The 17,358-nt window shown below is 70.3% G+C and carries 15 protein-coding genes and 1 pseudogene; 10 read left to right on the top strand and 6 right to left on the bottom strand.

The window, feature by feature from the left end:
* Nucleotides 1-12: 12 nt before the first annotated feature.
* Nucleotides 13-816 carry a phytanoyl-CoA dioxygenase family protein gene (locus tag JM949_RS01770; RefSeq protein ID WP_203146704.1) on the top strand — a complete coding sequence of 268 codons (804 nt, stop codon included), beginning with the start codon at nt 13-15 and terminating at the stop codon, nt 814-816.
* 38 nt (nt 817-854) lie between these two features.
* On the opposite strand, the gene JM949_RS38925 is transcribed toward JM949_RS01770, so the two are convergent.
* Together JM949_RS38925 and JM949_RS01760 are read right to left on the bottom strand one after the other, a co-directional pair.
* Nucleotides 855-2,060, bottom strand: a complete 1,206-nt coding sequence (locus JM949_RS38925; protein WP_203146703.1) for a DUF418 domain-containing protein — start codon at nt 2,058-2,060, stop codon at nt 855-857.
* 182 nt (nt 2,061-2,242) lie between these two features.
* Nucleotides 2,243-3,337 carry a ricin-type beta-trefoil lectin domain protein gene (locus tag JM949_RS01760; RefSeq protein WP_203146702.1) on the bottom strand — a complete coding sequence of 365 codons (1,095 nt, stop codon included), beginning with the start codon at nt 3,335-3,337 and terminating at the stop codon, nt 2,243-2,245.
* Between the two features lie 534 nt (nt 3,338-3,871).
* Between JM949_RS01760 and JM949_RS01755 the strand changes: the two genes are divergently transcribed.
* From JM949_RS01755 to JM949_RS01730, 6 genes are all read left to right on the top strand, one after another.
* Nucleotides 3,872-6,856: a glycoside hydrolase family 3 protein gene (locus tag JM949_RS01755; protein WP_203146701.1), complete on the top strand. Its 2,985-nt coding sequence runs from the start codon at nt 3,872-3,874 to the stop codon at nt 6,854-6,856.
* A gap of 385 nt (nt 6,857-7,241) precedes the next feature.
* Nucleotides 7,242-9,944, top strand: a complete 2,703-nt coding sequence (locus JM949_RS01750; RefSeq protein ID WP_203146700.1) for an RICIN domain-containing protein — start codon at nt 7,242-7,244, stop codon at nt 9,942-9,944.
* 100 nt (nt 9,945-10,044) lie between these two features.
* A complete protein-coding gene (locus tag JM949_RS01745; protein ID WP_203146699.1) occupies nt 10,045-10,341 on the top strand; it encodes a DUF6582 domain-containing protein in 297 nt (98 codons plus the stop codon).
* A gap of 110 nt (nt 10,342-10,451) precedes the next feature.
* Nucleotides 10,452-11,402, top strand: a complete 951-nt coding sequence (locus JM949_RS01740) for an FUSC family protein (RefSeq protein WP_309231955.1) — start codon at nt 10,452-10,454, stop codon at nt 11,400-11,402.
* Nucleotides 11,390-11,662 carry a hypothetical protein gene (locus tag JM949_RS01735; RefSeq protein ID WP_203146697.1) on the top strand — a complete coding sequence of 91 codons (273 nt, stop codon included), beginning with the start codon at nt 11,390-11,392 and terminating at the stop codon, nt 11,660-11,662. The genes JM949_RS01740 and JM949_RS01735 overlap by 13 nt, the downstream gene beginning before the upstream one ends.
* 98 nt (nt 11,663-11,760) lie before the next feature.
* Entirely contained in the window at nt 11,761-12,087 is a 327-nt protein-coding gene (locus tag JM949_RS01730) for a hypothetical protein (RefSeq protein WP_203146696.1), read from the top strand.
* 142 nt (nt 12,088-12,229) lie between these two features.
* Here the strand turns inward: JM949_RS01730 and JM949_RS01725 are convergent, their stop codons facing one another.
* Nucleotides 12,230-13,045 (bottom strand): DUF72 domain-containing protein, encoded by an 816-nt coding sequence (locus JM949_RS01725; RefSeq protein WP_203146758.1) that lies wholly within the window; start codon nt 13,043-13,045, stop codon nt 12,230-12,232.
* A 123-nt stretch (nt 13,046-13,168) separates the two neighbouring features.
* On the opposite strand from JM949_RS01725, the gene JM949_RS01720 reads away from it, so the two are divergent.
* Entirely contained in the window at nt 13,169-14,173 is a 1,005-nt protein-coding gene (locus JM949_RS01720; RefSeq protein WP_203146695.1) for a glycosyltransferase, read from the top strand.
* A gap of 60 nt (nt 14,174-14,233) precedes the next feature.
* A complete protein-coding gene (locus JM949_RS01715) occupies nt 14,234-14,959 on the top strand; it encodes a Clp protease N-terminal domain-containing protein (RefSeq protein WP_203146694.1) in 726 nt (241 codons plus the stop codon).
* 9 nt (nt 14,960-14,968) lie between these two features.
* Here JM949_RS01715 and JM949_RS01710 read toward each other — a convergent pair whose 3' ends face one another.
* Both JM949_RS01710 and JM949_RS01705 read right to left on the bottom strand, forming a co-directional pair.
* Nucleotides 14,969-15,487, bottom strand: coding sequence for a hypothetical protein (locus tag JM949_RS01710; protein WP_203146693.1), 519 nt, complete (start codon nt 15,485-15,487; stop codon nt 14,969-14,971).
* 133 nt (nt 15,488-15,620) lie between these two features.
* Nucleotides 15,621-15,815, bottom strand: coding sequence for a DNA repair protein (locus tag JM949_RS01705; RefSeq protein WP_203146692.1), 195 nt, complete (start codon nt 15,813-15,815; stop codon nt 15,621-15,623).
* Between the two features lie 160 nt (nt 15,816-15,975).
* On the opposite strand from JM949_RS01705, the gene JM949_RS01700 reads away from it, so the two are divergent.
* Complete coding sequence (locus JM949_RS01700) at nt 15,976-16,638, top strand: GNAT family N-acetyltransferase (protein WP_203146691.1); 663 nt, start codon at nt 15,976-15,978, stop codon at nt 16,636-16,638.
* Between the two features lie 234 nt (nt 16,639-16,872).
* Here the strand turns inward: JM949_RS01700 and JM949_RS01695 are convergent.
* A pseudogene (locus tag JM949_RS01695) lies at nt 16,873-17,358 on the bottom strand (glycoside hydrolase family 3 protein); the annotation flags it as partial.

Here is a 17,358-nt window from a genome sequence, read left to right as displayed (position 1 = left end):
GGACGAAATCGCATGCGAGTGAATCACGAATGGCCGGACCTGGTGTCCTCGTACGGCAAGAACGGGTACTGCGCGCCTGAGCAACGGTTGACGGACGAGAACGTGGCGAAGTTACGCCAGGCGATCGCGGCCATCAGCGAGCAGGAGCGTCCGGAGATCGTCTACGAGTCCGGAACCTCGGTCATCCGTGCGGTGCACGGCTGTCACCGTTTCGACCAGGTCTGCGATCGGGTCGTACGCCTGCCGATGCTCGTCGATCTGGCGGAGGCGCTGCTCGGCGGGCCGGCGTACGTCTACCAGTTCAAGGTCAACATGAAGCAGCCGCGCGAGGGAGCGGCATGGCCGTGGCACCAGGACTTCGTGTTCTGGCACCGGGAGGATGGCATGGCCGCTCCGGACGCGGTGAACATCGCGGTCTTCCTCGACGACGTGACCGAGGCGAACGGGCCGCTACGGGTCATCCCCGGCAGCCACGAGCTCGGAATGATCGGTCCCGCGTCCAGCGAACGGCAGGCGAGCCACGACTGGCGCAAGCACGTGGCCGCCGCACTGGAGTACACCGTCCCGGACGAGTTGGTCGAATCGCTCGTCGATGCCTACGGGGTCGTGCCGCTGACCGGTCCGGCCGGGGCGGTCACGGCGTTCCACCCGAACATCGTCCACTCGTCGTCGAACAACACGTCCGAGCAGCGCAGGGCGATCATGCTGGTGACGTACAACCGGGTGAGCAACGCCCCGGCCAACCCGACCCGGCCGGAGTTCCTGGTCAACCGCGACACCACGCCGGTCGTCCGGATCGGGAGCGACGACCTGTAGCCGGGCGTCGCGGATGGTTGGTGCTGGCCACGGTGCCGTCAGGCCGGGTCCGTGGCCCGCAGCCGTGGCCAGTGCCGCTCGGTCCAGGCCCGCAACAGCCACTCCACCGGCCCGTACCGGAACCGGGCCATCCACACCGCGCTGGCGGCGAGCTGCGCACAGTAGATGGCGACCGCGATGAGGACGACCGCCGGGGGCGCGACGGCACCGGCGAGGCCCAGCCCGACGCCGGTGAAGATCAGCACGCAGAGCAGCGATTGACCCAGGTAGTTCGACAGGGACATTCGTCCGGCCGGCGCGAGTACGGCGACGACCCGCCGCCCCCGGTCGGTCTGGAAGAACTGGAGCAGGGTGGCGGCGTACGCGGCCGCCAGCAGCGGCGCGGTGAGCACGCCCGCCGTCAGCCCGGTCAGGTTGGCGGTGCCCCCGCCCGCTGCGAAGATCACCGCACCGGCCAGGCCGATCGGATAGCCCAGCTGCTGGACCCGGCGCAGGAGCTGCCGGTTCCCGGTGACGTCGGTGAGTAGCCGGCGCCGTCCGGCGGCGTACCCGAAGAGGAAGGCCGAGAGGGCGAGCGGCCCCTGCACGAGGAGCGCGCCGAACATCGCCGGCAGCTGACGGACGTGCTCGGTGATCACCGAGCCGATCCCGCCCTGTAGGGCCTCGGTCGACCGCTGCCCCGCCGCGAGTGCTGTCGCCGGATCGCTGACCAAGTGGGTCCCGCCCGTGGCGGCGAGCGCGAGAACGAAGCCGATCGCGCCGGTCAGCACTACGGCGGCGCGTACCGCGGTGCTGGCGCGGACTCTTCGCATGGCGAGCAGTACCAGGCCGAGCAGTGCGTAGGTGGTCAGGATGTCGCCCTGGAACAGCAGCACCGCGTGCAGGATGCCGAGCACGAAGAGCCCGGCCAGCCGTCGCCGGAACCGTGGGGCGATGTCGACGCCGCGCCGCGCGGCGGAATCGAGCTGGAGCGTGAAGCTGTAGCCGAACAGGAAGGAGAAGAGCAGGTACGCCTTCATTGCGAGGAGCAGCTCGACCATCCACCGGATCGCCTGGTCGCCCCACGAGTCGTGCGCGGGATCCGCAACCAGATGGAAGGAGTAGCCGGAGGCGAAGAAGGCGATGTTGACAATCAGGATGAGCAGCAGCGCCACGGCACGCAGCGCGTCGACGTCGACGATCCGGGATGGCGCCCCGGACGACGCTCGATTCTCGACTGGCGAATTCTCGATGGAAAAGGTCACGCGACCACCCCCGCAGCGTGTTCCGTCACTTTCCTGCGACCCTATGAAGCGGATCGGTGCGGTGACAGCCGGTGAGCGGGAGGGTCGGCGGTGGGGCAGGCCCTACCGGGTGTACGCGGCGAGGCAGCCGCGCCGCCGAACACGAGGTTCGGCGGCATGGCTGGTCGTCGAGGTCGCGTCGGCTATCGGCGGCTGAACTGCTGGTTGGCCTGGCCGGTGCAGGTCCAGAGGACGAGCTTGGTGCCGTTGCCGGTGCCCTGGTTGGTGGGGTCCAGGCAGAGGCCGGACTGCACCCCGGTGATGGTGCCGTTGGCGTTGACGTTCCACTGCTGGTTCGTTCCGCCGTGGCAGTCGTAGATGGTGACCTGGGTGCCCGGGGAGGTGCCGTAACCGGCGGCGTCGAGGCACTTGTTGCCGTAGACGGTGAGCGCCTTGCCGGTGGTGTAGGTCCACCGCTGGTTGGTGCCGCCGTGGCAGTCCCAGAGCTGCACCTGGATGCCGTTGGTGGTGGACGACCCGGGAACGTCGACGCACCTGCCGGAGAGCGTGCCCACGATGCTCGTGGTCTGCCCGCCGCCGCTGCCCGGGTTGCCGATGCTGCCGGGCACCGACTGGAGGGCGCTGTACCAGCGGGCGGCCATCTTGTCGTAGCCGCCGGAGGTGGGGTGGATGCCGTCGATCAGGTCGGCGGTGGTGAGCGCGCTGTGCATGTCGACCAGGTGTACCCGTTTGCCGGCGTTCACCTTGCTCTGCACGATGCCGGGGATCGCCGCGTTGAAGGTGCGGACGGCCGCCTCCTGGTTGCTGTTGGAGAGCGGGATGAGCTGCGCCACGAACACCTCGGCGGTGGGCACGGTGCTGGTGATGCGGTCGATGAGCGTGGAGAGCCGGTTCGGCGCGGTGCTCACGTTGTAGTTCTGCAGGATGTCGTTGGTGCCGATGTGCAGCAGGACGGTCTGCGGCCGTTGGGTGTTCAGCCAGTTGACGATGTTGGCGTCGATCTGGTCGATGCGCCAGCCGGGGTGCCCCTGGTGGTCGTGGTCACCCAGGCTGGCGGGCCCGTTGAACTGCGACCCGACGAAGTCCACCGTGTACCGGCCGTTGACGAGGCGCTGCCACAGCCCGATGCGGTATCCGCCGGGCACCTGGGTGCCCTCGGTGATGGAGTCGCCGAGCGGCATCACGCGCACCCCGCCGTTGGACTCCGCGTTGGCCGGGCTGCCGGGGGTCAGCACCCCGGCGACACGACACCGAGCGTGGCGAGCGTCGCGAGCCATCGTGCCCTCGTTCGCATGGATCTCTCCCTTGGGTTAATCGAGCAGGCCGAGGGCGTGGTGCCGGTGGATGGAAGCTGCCACGGTCGGGCGGCGACCCGTTCCGGGGACGGGTCGGCCGGACCGGGCAGCCGCCGGTTGCCGGGGGTTCCCGGCACGCGCCGATCGTCACATCGGCACGGCGATGCCGCCTCAGCACTGGGACGAGTGTGAGCGTTAACAACGAAGATTGTAGATTCCTGCGGGTGGCCAGGTCCAGCGCCAGCCGGCACGGCGGCTCACCGGGTCGTGTCGGCTCGGTGGCAGGCACCGGCCGACGGTCGCAGAATGGCGCGGGCGACGCTTCGGCATGGTTGCCCAACTATTGGCGCGCATCTATAGTTTCGCGAATCACGACATTCATGGCCGTGGTAACGCGGCCGGGTCGTCGAAGCGCTTCGACGATCCGTCGTTCAGGCCCGTCAGCCGGGTGTCGAGCCTGGCCACGCCGGTCTCGGCGCTGTCTGGCGCCGGTCGTACGACATGAGGAGAATCCGCATGCGGAACTGGCGCCTTCGGCGCGGCATCACCGCGCTCGCGCTCGCCCTGCTGGCCCTGCCGGCCGTTCCCGGCACCGCGCTCGCCGATCCCACCTACCCGTTCCGAGACCCACACCTGCCGGTGCACACGCGGGTCGACGACCTGCTCGGGCGGCTCACACTGGACGAGAAGATCTCCTGGCTGCACCAGTACCAGCCAGCCGTTCCCCGGCTGGGCATCGGGCTGTTCAAGACCGGCACCGAGGCGCTGCACGGGGTGGCCTGGTCGACCGACATCGACAACAACGGCGCGGTGGTCAAGGCGCGCGGCACCGCCTTCCCGCAGCCGGTGGGCATGGCGAGCACCTGGAACCCCGACCTGATCCAGCGGGTGGGGTCCGCCGTCGGGGACGAGGCGCGCGGGTACCACGCGCAGAACCCCCGGGTGTGGGGTCTCAATCTCTGGGCGCCGGTGGTCAATCTGCTGCGCGACCCCCGGTGGGGCCGCAACGAGGAGGGCTACTCGGAGGATCCGCTGCTGACCGCCGCGATCTCCACCGCGTACGGCGCGGGGATGACCGGTGGCGACCCGAACCACTTGAAGAGCGCCCCCACCCTCAAGCACTACCTGGCCTACAACAACGAGGTCCGGCGGGACGTCACCTCGTCGAACGTGCCGCCGCGGGTGCTCAACGAGTACGATCGCGCCGCCTTCAAGCCGGCCATCGCCGCCGATGCGGCGACCGGGATGATGGCCGCCTACAACCTGGTCAACGGACGTCCCGCGACGGTCGACCCGGACCTGGCCACCGTGGTGCGCGGCTGGACCGACCAGACCCTGATGAACGTCACCGACGCCTGGGCGCCGAACAACCTCGTCAACTCGCAGAAGTACTACAGCACCCAGGCCGAGGCGAACGCGGCGATCATCAAGGCCGGACTCAGCAGCTTCATCACCGACGACACCAACGCCCAGCCGACAGTCACCGCCATCAAGCAGGCCCTCGCCACCGGCCTGCTCACCGAGCGGGACATCGACGCCCGGATCCGGGACATCCTGACCATCCGGTTCCGGCTCGGGGAGTTCGACCCGGGCGGCGGCCGGTACGGCGGCATCACCCCGGACGTCATCAACAGCCCGGAACACCAGCGGCTCGCCCGCCAGGCCGCCGGCGAGGCGATGGTGCTGCTGAAGAACTCCCGGCAGGCGCTTCCGCTGGACCCGGCCCGCACCCGCAAGGTGGCCGTGCTCGGCCCGCTGGCCGACACGCTCTACTCCGACTGGTACGGCGGCGACCTGCCGTACCAGGTGACGGCGCTCGACGGCATCCGCGAACGGTTGGGTGACAGCGCCAGCGTCAGTGGGCTCGACGGGGCGGACCGGATCGCGCTGAAGGTCGCGGCGACCGGCCGGTACGTCTCGGCCACCGGCACCACCGACGCCGACCGGGTGCTCGGGACCGGCGCCACCCCGGCGCTCGTCGCCCAGTTCGACGAGGTCGACTGGGGACAGGGCGTGGTGACGTTGCGCAACGCCGCCAACGGCCGCTACCTCGGCTACAACTGGGGTCCGTTCGTCACCCGCGACGAGCAGCCGAACGGCTGGTACGTGCAGCAGCAGTTCAAGCTGGAGCCGCAGGCCGACGGGACAGTGGTGCTGCGGTACGCCGGCTACGAGACCAAGGAGAGCTGGTTCGGCGTCAACACGTACGTCACGGTCGGCGACGACGGCGCGCTCACCCTCGGCGCGGCGACCCCGGACGCCGCCACCCGGTTCAGCCGTGAGGTCATCAGCAACGGAATCAACCGGGCGGTCGCGGCGGCGAAGGCTGCCGACACCGCGGTGCTCGTCGTCGGCAGCAACCCGTTCATCAACGGCCGCGAGGCGCACGACCGAACCTCGACGGCGTTGAGCGCCGGCCAGGAGGCGCTGGTCAAGGCCGTGACCACCGCCAACCCGCGGACCGTGCTGGTGCTCCAGACCAGCTACCCGGTCACCACCGCCTGGGCGCAGGAGCACGTACCGGCCATCGTCTGGACCACCCACGCCGGCGCGGAGACCGGGCACGCGGTCGCCGACGTCCTGTTCGGCGACCGCAACCCGTCCGGCCGGCTGACCCAGACCTGGTACCGATCGGACGCGCAGCTGCCGCCCGACCTGCTGGAATACGACATCATCTCGTCGGAGCAGACCTACCTGTACAGCAAAGCGAAGCCGCTCTACCCGTTCGGCCACGGGCTGTCGTACACCCGCTTCCGGTACGGCCAGCTGCGTACCGGCGGCGGGTCGGTGGGCGCCGACGGCACCATCACGGCCAGCGTCGACGTGACGAACGTCGGCGGCCGGGCCGGCTCCGAGGTGGTCCAGCTCTACACCCACCAGCGCACCTCGCGGGACACTACACCGTTGCGCCAGCTCAAGGCGTTCCAGCGGGTGGAACTCGCACCCGGGCAGACCCGGACCGTGACGCTCCGGCTGCCCGCCGCCGACCTGGCGCACTGGGACGTCACCCGCAGTCGCTGGGTGGTCGAGTCGTCCACCTACGACCTGCTGGCCGGCTCGTCCGTCGGGGACGTCAGGGCCCGGGCGGCGGTCCGGGTACGGGGCGAGACGATCCCGGCCCGGGATTTGTCCCGACCCACCCGGGCGGAGAACTTCGACAGGTACGCGGGTGCCCGGCTGGTCGACGAGTCGAAGGCGCGTGGCACTGCCGTCGGCGCCACCGAGGCCGGTCAGTGGATCTCCTTCGACGGTTCCGCCCTGCGTGCCGGAGCGCGCACCGTCACCGCGACGGTCGCCAAGGCCGGAGCGGGCGCCGGCGCCATCCAGATCCGACTGGGATCGCCCACCGGGCGACTGCTGGGCACGATCCCGGTGCCCAGCACCGGAGACGACTACCGGTACGTCAGCACCAGCGCCGAGTTGGCCCGGGTGGCCGGCACGCACGACGTGTACCTGGTGTTCGACTCCCCGCTGCGGCTGACGACCTTCGCCATCCGCTGACGGAGCCCGGGCCGGGGCGGTCGTCGCGCCCCGCCGGGGTCCACGCGCGTGCCGCAGTGCGGTGCGCCCACCGGTCGCGTGCCGGCTCCGGCGACCGGATGTGCTGCCCCGCCTCGACGGGGATTCATCCGACGACCGTGTTTCGAGGCCCGTCAGGTCTGGGCTTTCTGCCGGCTTCGTCAGCATTAGCGCATAGACGTCCGCCGATTGCCGGTTGCATTCATCACACGTGTGACCTACGCTTCGGGAAGATTTCGAGGCGATTAACAAGAGAGTGCGGTTGGGCGTCGAAAGCCCCGCCGGCCCTGATGGTGTCGCTGTTTCCGTACTCATCGTTCGATACGCACGGGGTCCCCTGCCGACGGCAAAATGAGAGGAACAGTACGTGAGGTCAATCGTGTCCACCGCTCGAACGTCGCTGCTGGCGGCGGCGGCTCTCGTCGCCGCCACGCTGCCGGCCGTGCTGACCGATCAACTGCCGGCCTCGGCCGCGGTCCAGGCGACCTACTACGTGGCCCCCGACGGCAACGACGCCAACCCCGGCACGCTGACGTCTCCATTCCGGACGATCCAACGCGCGCGGGACGTCGTCCGCACGGTCAACACGAACATGACCGGCGACATCAACGTCTACCTGCGCGGCGGCAGTTATCCGGTCACCAGCACCGTCGAGTTCGGTGCCGCCGACTCCGGCAACAACGGGTTCCGGATCAGCTACGCCGCCTACACCGGTGAGACGCCGGTCCTCGAGGGCGGGGTCCAGGTGACCGGGTGGACCCAGCACAGCGGGAACATCTGGAAGGCGCCGCTGAACCGCTCCAACAAGCTGCGGGCGCTCTACGTCAACGACAAGCGCGCGTACATGGCGTCGAAGACGATCAGCTCGGGCGGCTGCTACGGGACGTACACCATCAACGCCGGTCAGGCCTCCTGGGCCTGGGAGTCGGGGTCGCAGTGTGACGGCTCCCGCTACAGCCTGAGCGACTTCCCGTCCATCGCCCGCAACCAGGACGACATCGAGATCGAGACGGGTACGACCTGGACCACTGCCATCGTCGGTGTGCGGCAGGTGACCACGAGTTCCGACGGCGCGAGTCGGGTCGCCCTGCTCCAGCAGCCGGGCGGGGCCATCGCCCAGGGCGCGTTCAACGGCAACGCGCAGTCGGGCGGCACGCACAAGGTGATGAACGCCTACGAGTTCCTGGACGCCCCCGGCGAGTTCTACTTCGACAAGGGCAGCCAGACGGTCTACTACTACAAGGCCAGCTCGGAGAACATGTCGACGGCGACGGTCTACGCGCCGAACAACGTCACCACAGTGCTGCGGGTCGCCGGCAGCTCGACGAGCAACCACGCGCGCAACATCACCTTCTCCGGCCTGACCGTGCGGCACTCCGACTGGAACCTGTTCAACGTCGCCGGCTCGTCCTTCAAGCAGGCCCAGCAGGGCAACCTCGGCGCCCAGGTGTACGCCAAGGGCAACTTCCACGTCTACTACTACCGCAACGTGGACGTCACCCCCGCCATCGTCCAGGTGCAGAACGCCGACGGGATCCTCCTGCAGCGCAACCGGATCCACCACACCGGCGCGGACGGCGTCAGCATGGTCAACGACGTGCAGGGCTCGCAGTTGATCGGCAACCACGCCAACGACGTGGCCGGGTCCGCCATCAACATCGGTCATCCCCAGCACGTCTTCATCGGCGACGGCACCTCGAGCAACAACGAGAAGTACAGCCCCCAGGTCGAGGGGTTGCCGAAGAACATCGACATCAAGAACAACTACCTCTACGACAGCGCCGTCCTGTTCAACGGGCACAGCCCCATCTCGGCGTACTTCGTCGACACGCTCACCATCCAGCGCAACCGGATCGAGAAGGCCCCCTGGTCGGGCATCACCCTCGGCTGGGGCTGGTGGAACTTCGACGGATCGTCGGGCTCGATCACGCCGAACCGACCGACCACCACGGCGCGCAACAACACCATCAGCTACAACCACATCATCGACACGGTGCAGCGCCTGAGCGACACGGCGCCGATCTACACGCTCGGCAGCCAGCCCGGGACGACGATCACCAACAACTACCTCCAGGGCGTTCCCTCGGGTCACAAGTACGGGCTGCACCCGGACGAGGGATCGGCGTTCATCACCTTCCGGGACAACGTCCTGAGCATCGACAAGAACGTCACCTGGATGATCAATTCCGACGACTTCGGTCGGAAGCACGATCTGAGCATCACGCAGATCTACGGCCCGATCAACAAGGTGTCGAACAAGAACCTGCCGAACAGCACCGTCGCCGACATCCTCGTCTCCTCCGACTACGTCTGGCCGGCGACGGCGTACGGCATCGCGGCTAACTCCGGCCTGGAGGACGCGTACCGGGACATCATCCCGGCGAGCAACTTCTCCGCGCCGAACTACGTCCTGCCGGCCAGCACCTTCGTCACCAGCGCGACGGCGTCGATTCCGATCCGGAGCACCGGCGACGCCTCCAAGTCGGTGTGGCTGGCGCCCTCCGGCACCACCACCTTCGCCGCCGGACCGACGATGACCAGGGCGGGCGGCACCGCCACGTCCATCGCCGTGCCGACCAACCAGGGGGAGTACCGGCTGTTCGTGGTCGACGCCCAGGGCAACCGGTCGGCGGAGTCGGCCTCGATCGTCCGGCAGCAGCAGGGCGGTGGCAGCGGCACCGGGAGCGGGCAGCTCGTGGGTGGTCAGTCCGGCCGCTGCGTGGACGTGCCCAACTCCACCACCACCAACGGCACCCAGGTCCAGCTCTACGACTGCTCCGGTGCCACCAACCAGCGGTTCACCCAGACCAGCGGCAAGCAGCTGATGGTGTACGGCAACAAGTGCCTGGACGCCTCCGGGGGCGGCACGGCCAACGGCACCGCCGTGATCATCTGGGACTGCCACGGCGGGACCAACCAGCAGTGGAACGTCAACGCCAACGGCACCGTGACGAACGCCCAGTCCGGGCTCTGCCTCGACGCCAACGGCGCCGCCACCGCCAACGGCACGAAGGTCATCCTCTGGGCCTGCAACGGAGGCACGAACCAGCAGTGGACGCTGCGTAGCTGACCGAGCGGACCCCGGGGCCAGGCCGACACGAACCTGGCCCCGGCTGCGTCCGAGCGCAGGTGCGGCGTTGCTACGCACGGAAGGTGGGTAATGGTGGGCGATGAAGTCGACCTGGAAGCCCCACGAGAAGCACGGCGGCCTGTCGGGCAAGGACAAGCGTGAGCTGCCGGAGAGCGTCTTCGCGTTCCCCGACAAGCGCAAGGAGCCGATGACCGACGCGGGCCACGTCCGTAATGCCATCGCCCGCTTCGACCAGGTGCAGGGCGTCACCGATGAGGAGCGTGACCTGGCCTTCCAGAACATCCTCGCCGCCGCGGCGCACTACGACGTCGAGGTCGCCGAGACGGACTGGCACCAACTCGGGCGGCTGCCGCACACGCCGAACCCGGCGCACTGAGCCACACCGACACGGTTCGGTGCCAACCGGTACCGAACCGGAGTTCACGGCGCTGTTCAGGGGCCAGACGCGCACCCGGATAGGTTCGCCCCGACCGGGTAGACGGCGCGATGCCCGGCGAGCACGAGACGGCGGTCGACGACGCCTCGGCCCCGCACGGATCGTCGCGGGCCGACCGAATGGGCCGGCCTGCGCGGGCGGTTGTCGTACGCGCTGCGCTCCCGGGTGTGGCGAATACGCCTCTACGGGATGCTCGCCGTGCAGGCGGGCATCGCGGCGGCGCTCGCCTGGTTTGTGGGTTCCAGTTCCTCGACAACCCCACTCCGGTCCTCGCGCCCACCACGGCGGTCGGCATCGTGGCTGCCTCGATGGGCTCACGCCTGCGGCGCACCGTCGAGCTGCTGGTCGGGGTCGTCCTCGGGCTTGCGGTCGGTGACACCCTCATGCCGCTGTTCGGCATCGGGGCGTGGCAGACCGGCGTGGTCGTCGTGTTGGCGATCATCGTCGCGGTACTGCTCAAGGGTGGTGGTTCGCTGCTCACCCAGGCCGGCGGCACCGCGGTGCTCATCGCCACCCTGGAACCGCCCGTGCGTGACCTGTCGGTGCCCCGTTTCGTCGACGCCGCGGTCGGCGGGTTGGTCGGGCTGGCGGTCGGTCTGCTGGTGGTGCCGATCCACCCGCAACGGACCATACGGCGGCTGGCCGAACCCGTCCTCGACCCGGCTGTCGCCGCCATCCACGACCTGGCCGCGGCCCTGCGTCACCGCGACCTCGGCGCGGCCGAGCGGGCCCTGTCCGCGCTGCGGGAACTCGGCCCCCGGCTGGCCGCGCTCGAAGAGGGGCTCAGCGCTGCCCAGGAAGTGGTACGACTGGCGCCACAGCGCCGGCGTGAACGCCCATCGCTGGCCTTCTACACCCAGGCTGTCCGACACATGGAGCGCAGCCTGCGCGGCTGCCGGTCCATCGCGCGGCGGCTCACCAGGGCACTTCGGCTCGACGAGCCGATACCGGACGAGATCCCCGAGGGGATCGACCTGCTGCTACCAGCGTGCAGACGCTGAGATGCGCGATCCGCGCGGGGGCGGAACCACGCGAGGCGCGCCAGCAGATCCTGGCCGCCGTCGAACTGGTCGCAAGGGCGGAGGGGGACGCGGTGCCGGACCTGATGCGCCCGCACACCCACCGGCTGGGCTATTCGGGCATGATCGCCGTCGGTGAGTTCCGGATGACCGCTTACGACCTGCTCGTCGCCAGCGGACTGGACGCCGACCGGGCGGCGGACCTGGTACGGCAGACCGCCGACCCGGCTGACTGGGACTGAGCCCGCCGGCACGGTGAACATCCCAACCAAATGCTTGCGATGTCAACAAAGGGCGGCGACGATGGTCGGAAGGTCCATCGACGCATTGGAGTCCCTGCATGCGAGCAAGAGCAGCCCGAGCCAGCGCAGTGCTGACCATGTCCGCGATCCTGACCGCCGGGCTCGGGGTCCTGGCCTCTCCCGCCTCGGCACAGGAATCCGGTCTGACCTTCTACAGTGGCAGCTTCCGCACGGTGGTCGCGCACTTCCCGGCCCCGACCGGCGAGTGCACGCCGCTGCCCCAGACCGCCGACAGCCACGTCGGCTGGAGTGGCTTCCAGGACGTCGTCTTCTACTACACCGCGGACTGCACCGGTCAGGCGACGGGTGCCGGCACCCTCCTCACCTACCCCGCCGGGCAGTGGCGGACCTTCCTCGCCAGCTGAGCCGGTGAACCCGGGCCGGGGCCGACGCCGGCCGGCCCGGGTCTCGCGTGTATCCCGTCACCTCCCTGGTAGTCGCCGCCGGTGACAAGCACGGCCGGCCACCTCGACGACCTGCTGGAGCGGCAGCGCTGACCGTGGTGGGTCAGAAGAGCGTCAGCGGCTCGATCGGGATCGGCTCGGGCAGCGGCTCCAGCTCGGGCAGCCGCGCCCGTACCTCGTCGTGGAAGCGGCGGGCGAGCGCCGGCGCGTCGGCGTTGTCCGGGGTGTGCACGAACATCGTCGGTGAGCGCCCCTCGCGTAGCCAGGTGACGGTCACGTCGACCCAGCGCTGCCACCCCTCGACCGTGCGGGCCGGGTCGTCCCGGCCGAGGTAGCGGACGATCGGCCGGTCGGTCAGCGCGAGCGACCGGAGCGGAACCCGGGGTTTCTTGGTCCAGGCGTCCCGCTCCGCGTCGCTGGTCGGCGGGTTCGCGAAGAAGGTGGTCGTGTCGAAGGGGATCCATTCGGTAGTGGCGGCGGCGAGTGCCGAGCCGAGCAGCCGGACCGCGTGGGCGTCCGTGAAGAACGCGGGATGGCGCACCTCCACCGCGTACCGGTGGGTCTGCGGTAACCGTGTCAGGAAGCGGCTCAGGGCCGGCACGTCGGCGGGGGCGAACGAGCTCGGCAGCTGGATCCAGAGGGCGTGGGCCCGCGGGCCGAGCGGCTCGATCGCGTGCAGGAAGGCACGCAGCGGCTCGCCGACGTCGGTGAGCCGGCGTTCGTGCGTAATGACCTTGGGCAGCTTGGGGACGAACCGGAAGTCGGGATCCGTCTGCGCGGCCCACGACGCGACGGTGTCCCGGGCCGGGATCGCGTAGAACGTCGTGTTGCCCTCCACGGCGTCGCACCAACCCGCGTAGTGCCGCAGCCGCTCCGCGGACGGCAGCGCGTGCCCCGGCCACGACCGATGGCTCCACATCGCGCACCCCACGTGCAGCCGCATGACCACCCCTTTCACCGCGCCGGTGTTCGACCGGAGCCCACCGTATCCGGGTCGGCGAGCCGAACCGGGTGCCCGGTGCGACGAGTATGGTCCGGCGTCATGCGTGTGCTGTTCGCCAGTCTGGCCTCCGTCGGTCACACCTACCCGCTGATTCCGTTGGCGATCGCCGCCCGCGAGGCCGGCCACGAGGTCCACTTCGCCGCCGGTCCGGCGGTGCACCCGCCGCTCGCCGCGAACGGCCTGCGGCCGTTCCGCCCGGGCGACGCCTTCTACGAGGTGTACGCCGAGGACCTCGAACCGGAGCTGGCCCGGCTCCGGCCCGACCTGGTGGTGCACGAGTGGGGTTTGCCGGGGGCCGCCGTCGCCGCCCATCGGGCCGGTGTTCCGGGCCTGTGGCACGGGTTCGGCCGACTGTTCCCCGATGGCATCGGCCTCGAACTGCCCACCCGGAACGCCGAGGTCGGCGGCCGGCCGCACCTGGATATCTGGCCACCCTCCCTTCAGGACGACACCTTCCTCGCCACCGAGCGTCGGATCGAGCTGCGGCCGGTCGCCTTCTCGACGCCGGCTTCGCTACCCGAGGGCGTCGGCCACCGGGCGTCCCGACCGTTGATCTATCTGACCTTCGGCACCGCGTTCGGCACGCCGGAACTGCTCCGCACGGCCATCGCCGGTCTGGCGACGCTGGGCGCGCAGGTGGTGGTCGCGGCGGGTCGTGTGCCCCCGGAGCAGCTTGGTGAGCTGCCCGACCACGTCACCGTGCACCAGTGGGTGCCGCAGGCGGCCTTGCTGCCGCTCGCCGACGTGGTGGTGCACCACGGCGGCAGTGGCACGACGCTCGGCGCGCTCGCGGCCGGCGTGCCGCAGTTGCTGGTGCCGCAGGGTGCCGACCAGTTCGCCAATGCCGACGTGCTCAGTGCCGCCGGTGTCGCCCGGCGGCTCCTTCCCGGTGAGGTGGACGCGGACGCTGTCGCCGAGCAGGCCCGCCGGCTGCTACCGCGGCACGGCGCGCAGCGTGACGCGGCCCGGGCCATCGCCGAGGAGATCGCCCGGATGCCGTCGCCGGCGGCCGTCGCCGCGCGACTGCCGGAGTTCGTCGGGTGACCCCGTAGATGGCGTCAACTGGCGGTTGACGCAAAGCGTTCGTCAACCTATGGTTGACGCATGACGGACCCTACCCAGATGAGCAACACGATCAAGCTCGACGACCTGATCCAGGCCATCAAACAGGCGCACACCGACGCGCTCGACCAACTCAGCGACGCGGTCATCGCCGCCGACCACCTCGGCGAGATCGCCGATCACCTGATCGGGCACTTCGTCGACCAGGCGCGGCGCTCGGGTGCCTCCTGGACCGACATCGGCCGCAGCATGGGGGTCAGCAAGCAGGCCGCCCAGAAGCGCTTCGTGCCGAAGGCGACCGACGCCGCCGCGCTCGACCCGAACGCGGGCTTCGCCCGGTTCACCCACCGGGCCCGCAACGTGGTGGTGGCCTCGCAGGAGGAGGCCCGGGCCAGCGGAAGCCCCGAGATCGGCCCCGAGCACCTGGTGCTGGGCCTGCTGGCCGAGCCGGAGGCGCTGGCCGCCCGGGTGCTGACCGGTCGGGGCGTCACCCCCGAAGCGGTGCGGGAGGCGGTCGCTGCCGTCCTTCCGCCGCCGGCCGACCAGGTCCCGGAACTCATCCCGTACGACGCGCGCGGCAAGAAGGCGCTGGAGCTGACCTTCCGGGAGGCGCTGCGCCTCGGGCACAACTACATCGGCACCGAGCACATCCTGCTGGCCCTGCTGGAGCAGGAGGACGGGGCCGGCGTGCTCACCAGTCTCGGCCTGGAGAAGGCGGCGGTCGAGGCCGACCTCGTCGCCGTCCTCGCCGCCATCGCGCAGAAGTAGGAGCCCGGGTCAGGACACCTCGGGGAAGCCGTAGCGCAGGGCGTGCTCCGGATCCGTCGGATCGATCTGGCGTACGCCCGCGTCGGCGAGACGCTTGTTGACCTCGTCGAGCTGCTCGCGCACCAGTCGGGCCTCCTCCTCGGTGACCCGGCCCCGGTGCGGCTTCCCGGCATGCTCCAGCGTGCCGTAGTCGATCTTCTCGGCGCTCTTGCGGGCCTTGGGTGGGCGGACCCGCTCGGCCGTCTTCAGCAGCTGCGCCATCGGCACGTCGGTGGCCATCGCGTCGAACTCGCTGGCGGTCAGCACCACCCGGCGGGGCTCACCGTTGCCGTGCCGGTCGTGGATCTCCACCACCGCCACGTCCAGTGCGGCGTCGTCGATGTTCTCCACCTCGCCGGGGGTGGCGTCCAACCGCACGGGCCCGGCGACCAGGTCCGGGTGCTCCAGCACGACGACACGGACCACCTCGTCGTCCTGCCGCAGAACCGTGCCGGTGAAGTCGGAGACGTGGATCGTCTTCTTGCCCATGCGCGGAGCTTCTCCTGTCGTAGGCCGGATGCCGGACCACAAGAAATTACCCGACAGGTGTGCGAAAGCCGCCGCTGGACCTCCCCGGTGTGTCGTCTGGCGCAGGGCCCGCGGGGGCTGCCCTGCTGGTCGGTCAGTGGGTGTTCAGGCGGTGCCTGCTGGAGTTGCCGACGGGTGAGTCGTTCAGTCCCGCCCAGGACAGCGTGCCGGCGCCGATCGCCCGAGGAGTTCGGTAGCGGGGCTGGGCGGGAACGCCTCCGATGAGCTCCGCCACCCGCCAGAGTCGCTCGGGGTCCTGCCGGTGGTGGTCGTTCGGCTGAATGGGCATGCCCTACCGTCCCAAACAAAGGTGTCCAGGTATGGAAATACATATGACGGTCGATTCGTGTCCCCGGTTCGGGTACCTCCGGCTCGGACGGATCGTCCGCCCGACCGGGCCGCCCGGCGTACGGTGATCCACGACGGGCCGGCAGACGGGGGAGGTGCGCATGCTCGACCGGCGACTCCACCTGCACCTGGCCACCTGGCTCGGCCAGTGGCCGGCCGGGCCGGGGCTGCACGTGGTCGCCTCGCACCGGCGGGCCCTACCGGCCTGGGACGGTCGACTGCGTCCCGCGCTGGCCGTGGACACCGGGCAGAGCGCCGTCCTGTCGGTGGCGCCGGAACGGGTGGCGGCGATCCGCTCGCTGGCCCGGCGTACGCCGGCCCGGCTGCTCGCCGGGCTACCGGAAGCCGTCGGCCTGCCCGAGTGGTGCGTGCACGACGGCCTCTTCCGGTGGACTCTGGCCCCCGCGCCGCTGCCCGACGTGGGGGAGTGGACCAAGCCGACGGCTCCCGGGCTGCCGCCCTGGCTGCGCCTCTTCGACCGGCCGGTGCTGGTCGTTCGTGACCCGGACGGCGCCTACCTCGCCGGTGCCGGGATCAAGCGGCACGACGCGTACGGCCAGGAGTTGGCCGTCGGCACCGTGCCGGCGGCCCGCGGGCGCGGCCTCGCCCGTCGACTGGTGGCGCAGGCGGCGCGGCGGGTGCTCGACGACGGAGCGGTGCCCACCTACCTGCACGAGCGGGACAATCACGCCTCGGCCCGGGTGGCCGAAGCGGCCGGCTTCCCGGACCGGGGCTGGCGTGCGTACGGCGTCTATCCACGCTGAGCGGGGACACCGCGCGGGCGCGGACCGTGGACCCCGGGCCGGATCCACGGTCCGCAACCTCCCCCCAGGCCCCGGTTCCGGTGGCCCGACCACGCGGGTGGTCGAGCGGCTACGTGGCGATCACGCTACGTATCGAACCGCCCTGGGGCAAGGTGTGAGCTGTCGGTTCGGAGTGTCGAAAAGTGGACTTGACCTCGATCGAAGTACGTCGGGCAGGTGACGAGGCGCGGTGACTCAGAGTGCCCGGTTCGCCTTCGCCAGGCCCAGCACCTCGGCCGCCGCGCGGCCGTTGGCGTGGCTGGCGCCGTAGGTGGTGACGAAGGCGCGTACGCCCGTTGGTCGCCACTGTGCCGGCCAACCCATCTCCACCACGGTCACCGGGTGCTGGGCCGCCAGGCCGGCGATCAGCTCCGGACCGCCGGGCAGCCGGTGCAGATGCCGCCCGACCAGTACGACGGGACGGTCGCCGGCCAACCCGCGCAGCGTTGCCGGATCGGTCTCGGTGGCGATTACCCGGATCTCCGGCACCCCGTCCAGGTGTGGGCCGAGGCCCCACGGCACCCGCCCCTCGGCCATCGTCGACTCGGTGTGCAGCTGCACCACCAGTGGCTGCTCCAGGCCGGTGAGCAGGCCGTCCACCCGGACCGCCCGGCGCGCGGCCGCGTACCCCAGCTCGGTGTCGGCGGTGACCGTCGACCCGCCGGCGGCCCGGGTCCAGGC

The organism is Micromonospora tarensis, from assembly GCF_016803395.1.
Taxonomy (GTDB): Bacteria; Actinomycetota; Actinomycetes; order Mycobacteriales; family Micromonosporaceae; genus Micromonospora; species Micromonospora tarensis.
This window is presented reverse-complemented; position numbering and strand designations above follow the sequence as displayed.

What these genes read in the sequence shown, in the direction of transcription:
- JM949_RS01770 (WP_203146704.1), top strand. Translation starts at nt 13, where the DNA reads ATGCGAGTGAATCACGAATGGCCGGACCTGGTGTCCTCGTACGGCAAG.
- JM949_RS01760 (WP_203146702.1), bottom strand. Translation starts at nt 3,337, where the DNA reads ATGGCTCGCGACGCTCGCCACGCTCGGTGTCGTGTCGCCGGGGTGCTG.
- JM949_RS01755 (WP_203146701.1), top strand. Translation starts at nt 3,872, where the DNA reads ATGCGGAACTGGCGCCTTCGGCGCGGCATCACCGCGCTCGCGCTCGCC.
- JM949_RS01745 (WP_203146699.1), top strand. Translation starts at nt 10,045, where the DNA reads ATGAAGTCGACCTGGAAGCCCCACGAGAAGCACGGCGGCCTGTCGGGC.
- JM949_RS01740 (WP_309231955.1), top strand. Translation starts at nt 10,452, where the DNA reads ATGCCCGGCGAGCACGAGACGGCGGTCGACGACGCCTCGGCCCCGCAC.
- JM949_RS01730 (WP_203146696.1), top strand. Translation starts at nt 11,761, where the DNA reads ATGCGAGCAAGAGCAGCCCGAGCCAGCGCAGTGCTGACCATGTCCGCG.
- JM949_RS01725 (WP_203146758.1), bottom strand. Translation starts at nt 13,045, where the DNA reads ATGTGGAGCCATCGGTCGTGGCCGGGGCACGCGCTGCCGTCCGCGGAG.
- JM949_RS01720 (WP_203146695.1), top strand. Translation starts at nt 13,169, where the DNA reads ATGCGTGTGCTGTTCGCCAGTCTGGCCTCCGTCGGTCACACCTACCCG.
- JM949_RS01715 (WP_203146694.1), top strand. Translation starts at nt 14,234, where the DNA reads ATGACGGACCCTACCCAGATGAGCAACACGATCAAGCTCGACGACCTG.
- JM949_RS01710 (WP_203146693.1), bottom strand. Translation starts at nt 15,487, where the DNA reads ATGGGCAAGAAGACGATCCACGTCTCCGACTTCACCGGCACGGTTCTG.
- JM949_RS01705 (WP_203146692.1), bottom strand. Translation starts at nt 15,815, where the DNA reads ATGCCCATTCAGCCGAACGACCACCACCGGCAGGACCCCGAGCGACTC.
- JM949_RS01700 (WP_203146691.1), top strand. Translation starts at nt 15,976, where the DNA reads ATGCTCGACCGGCGACTCCACCTGCACCTGGCCACCTGGCTCGGCCAG.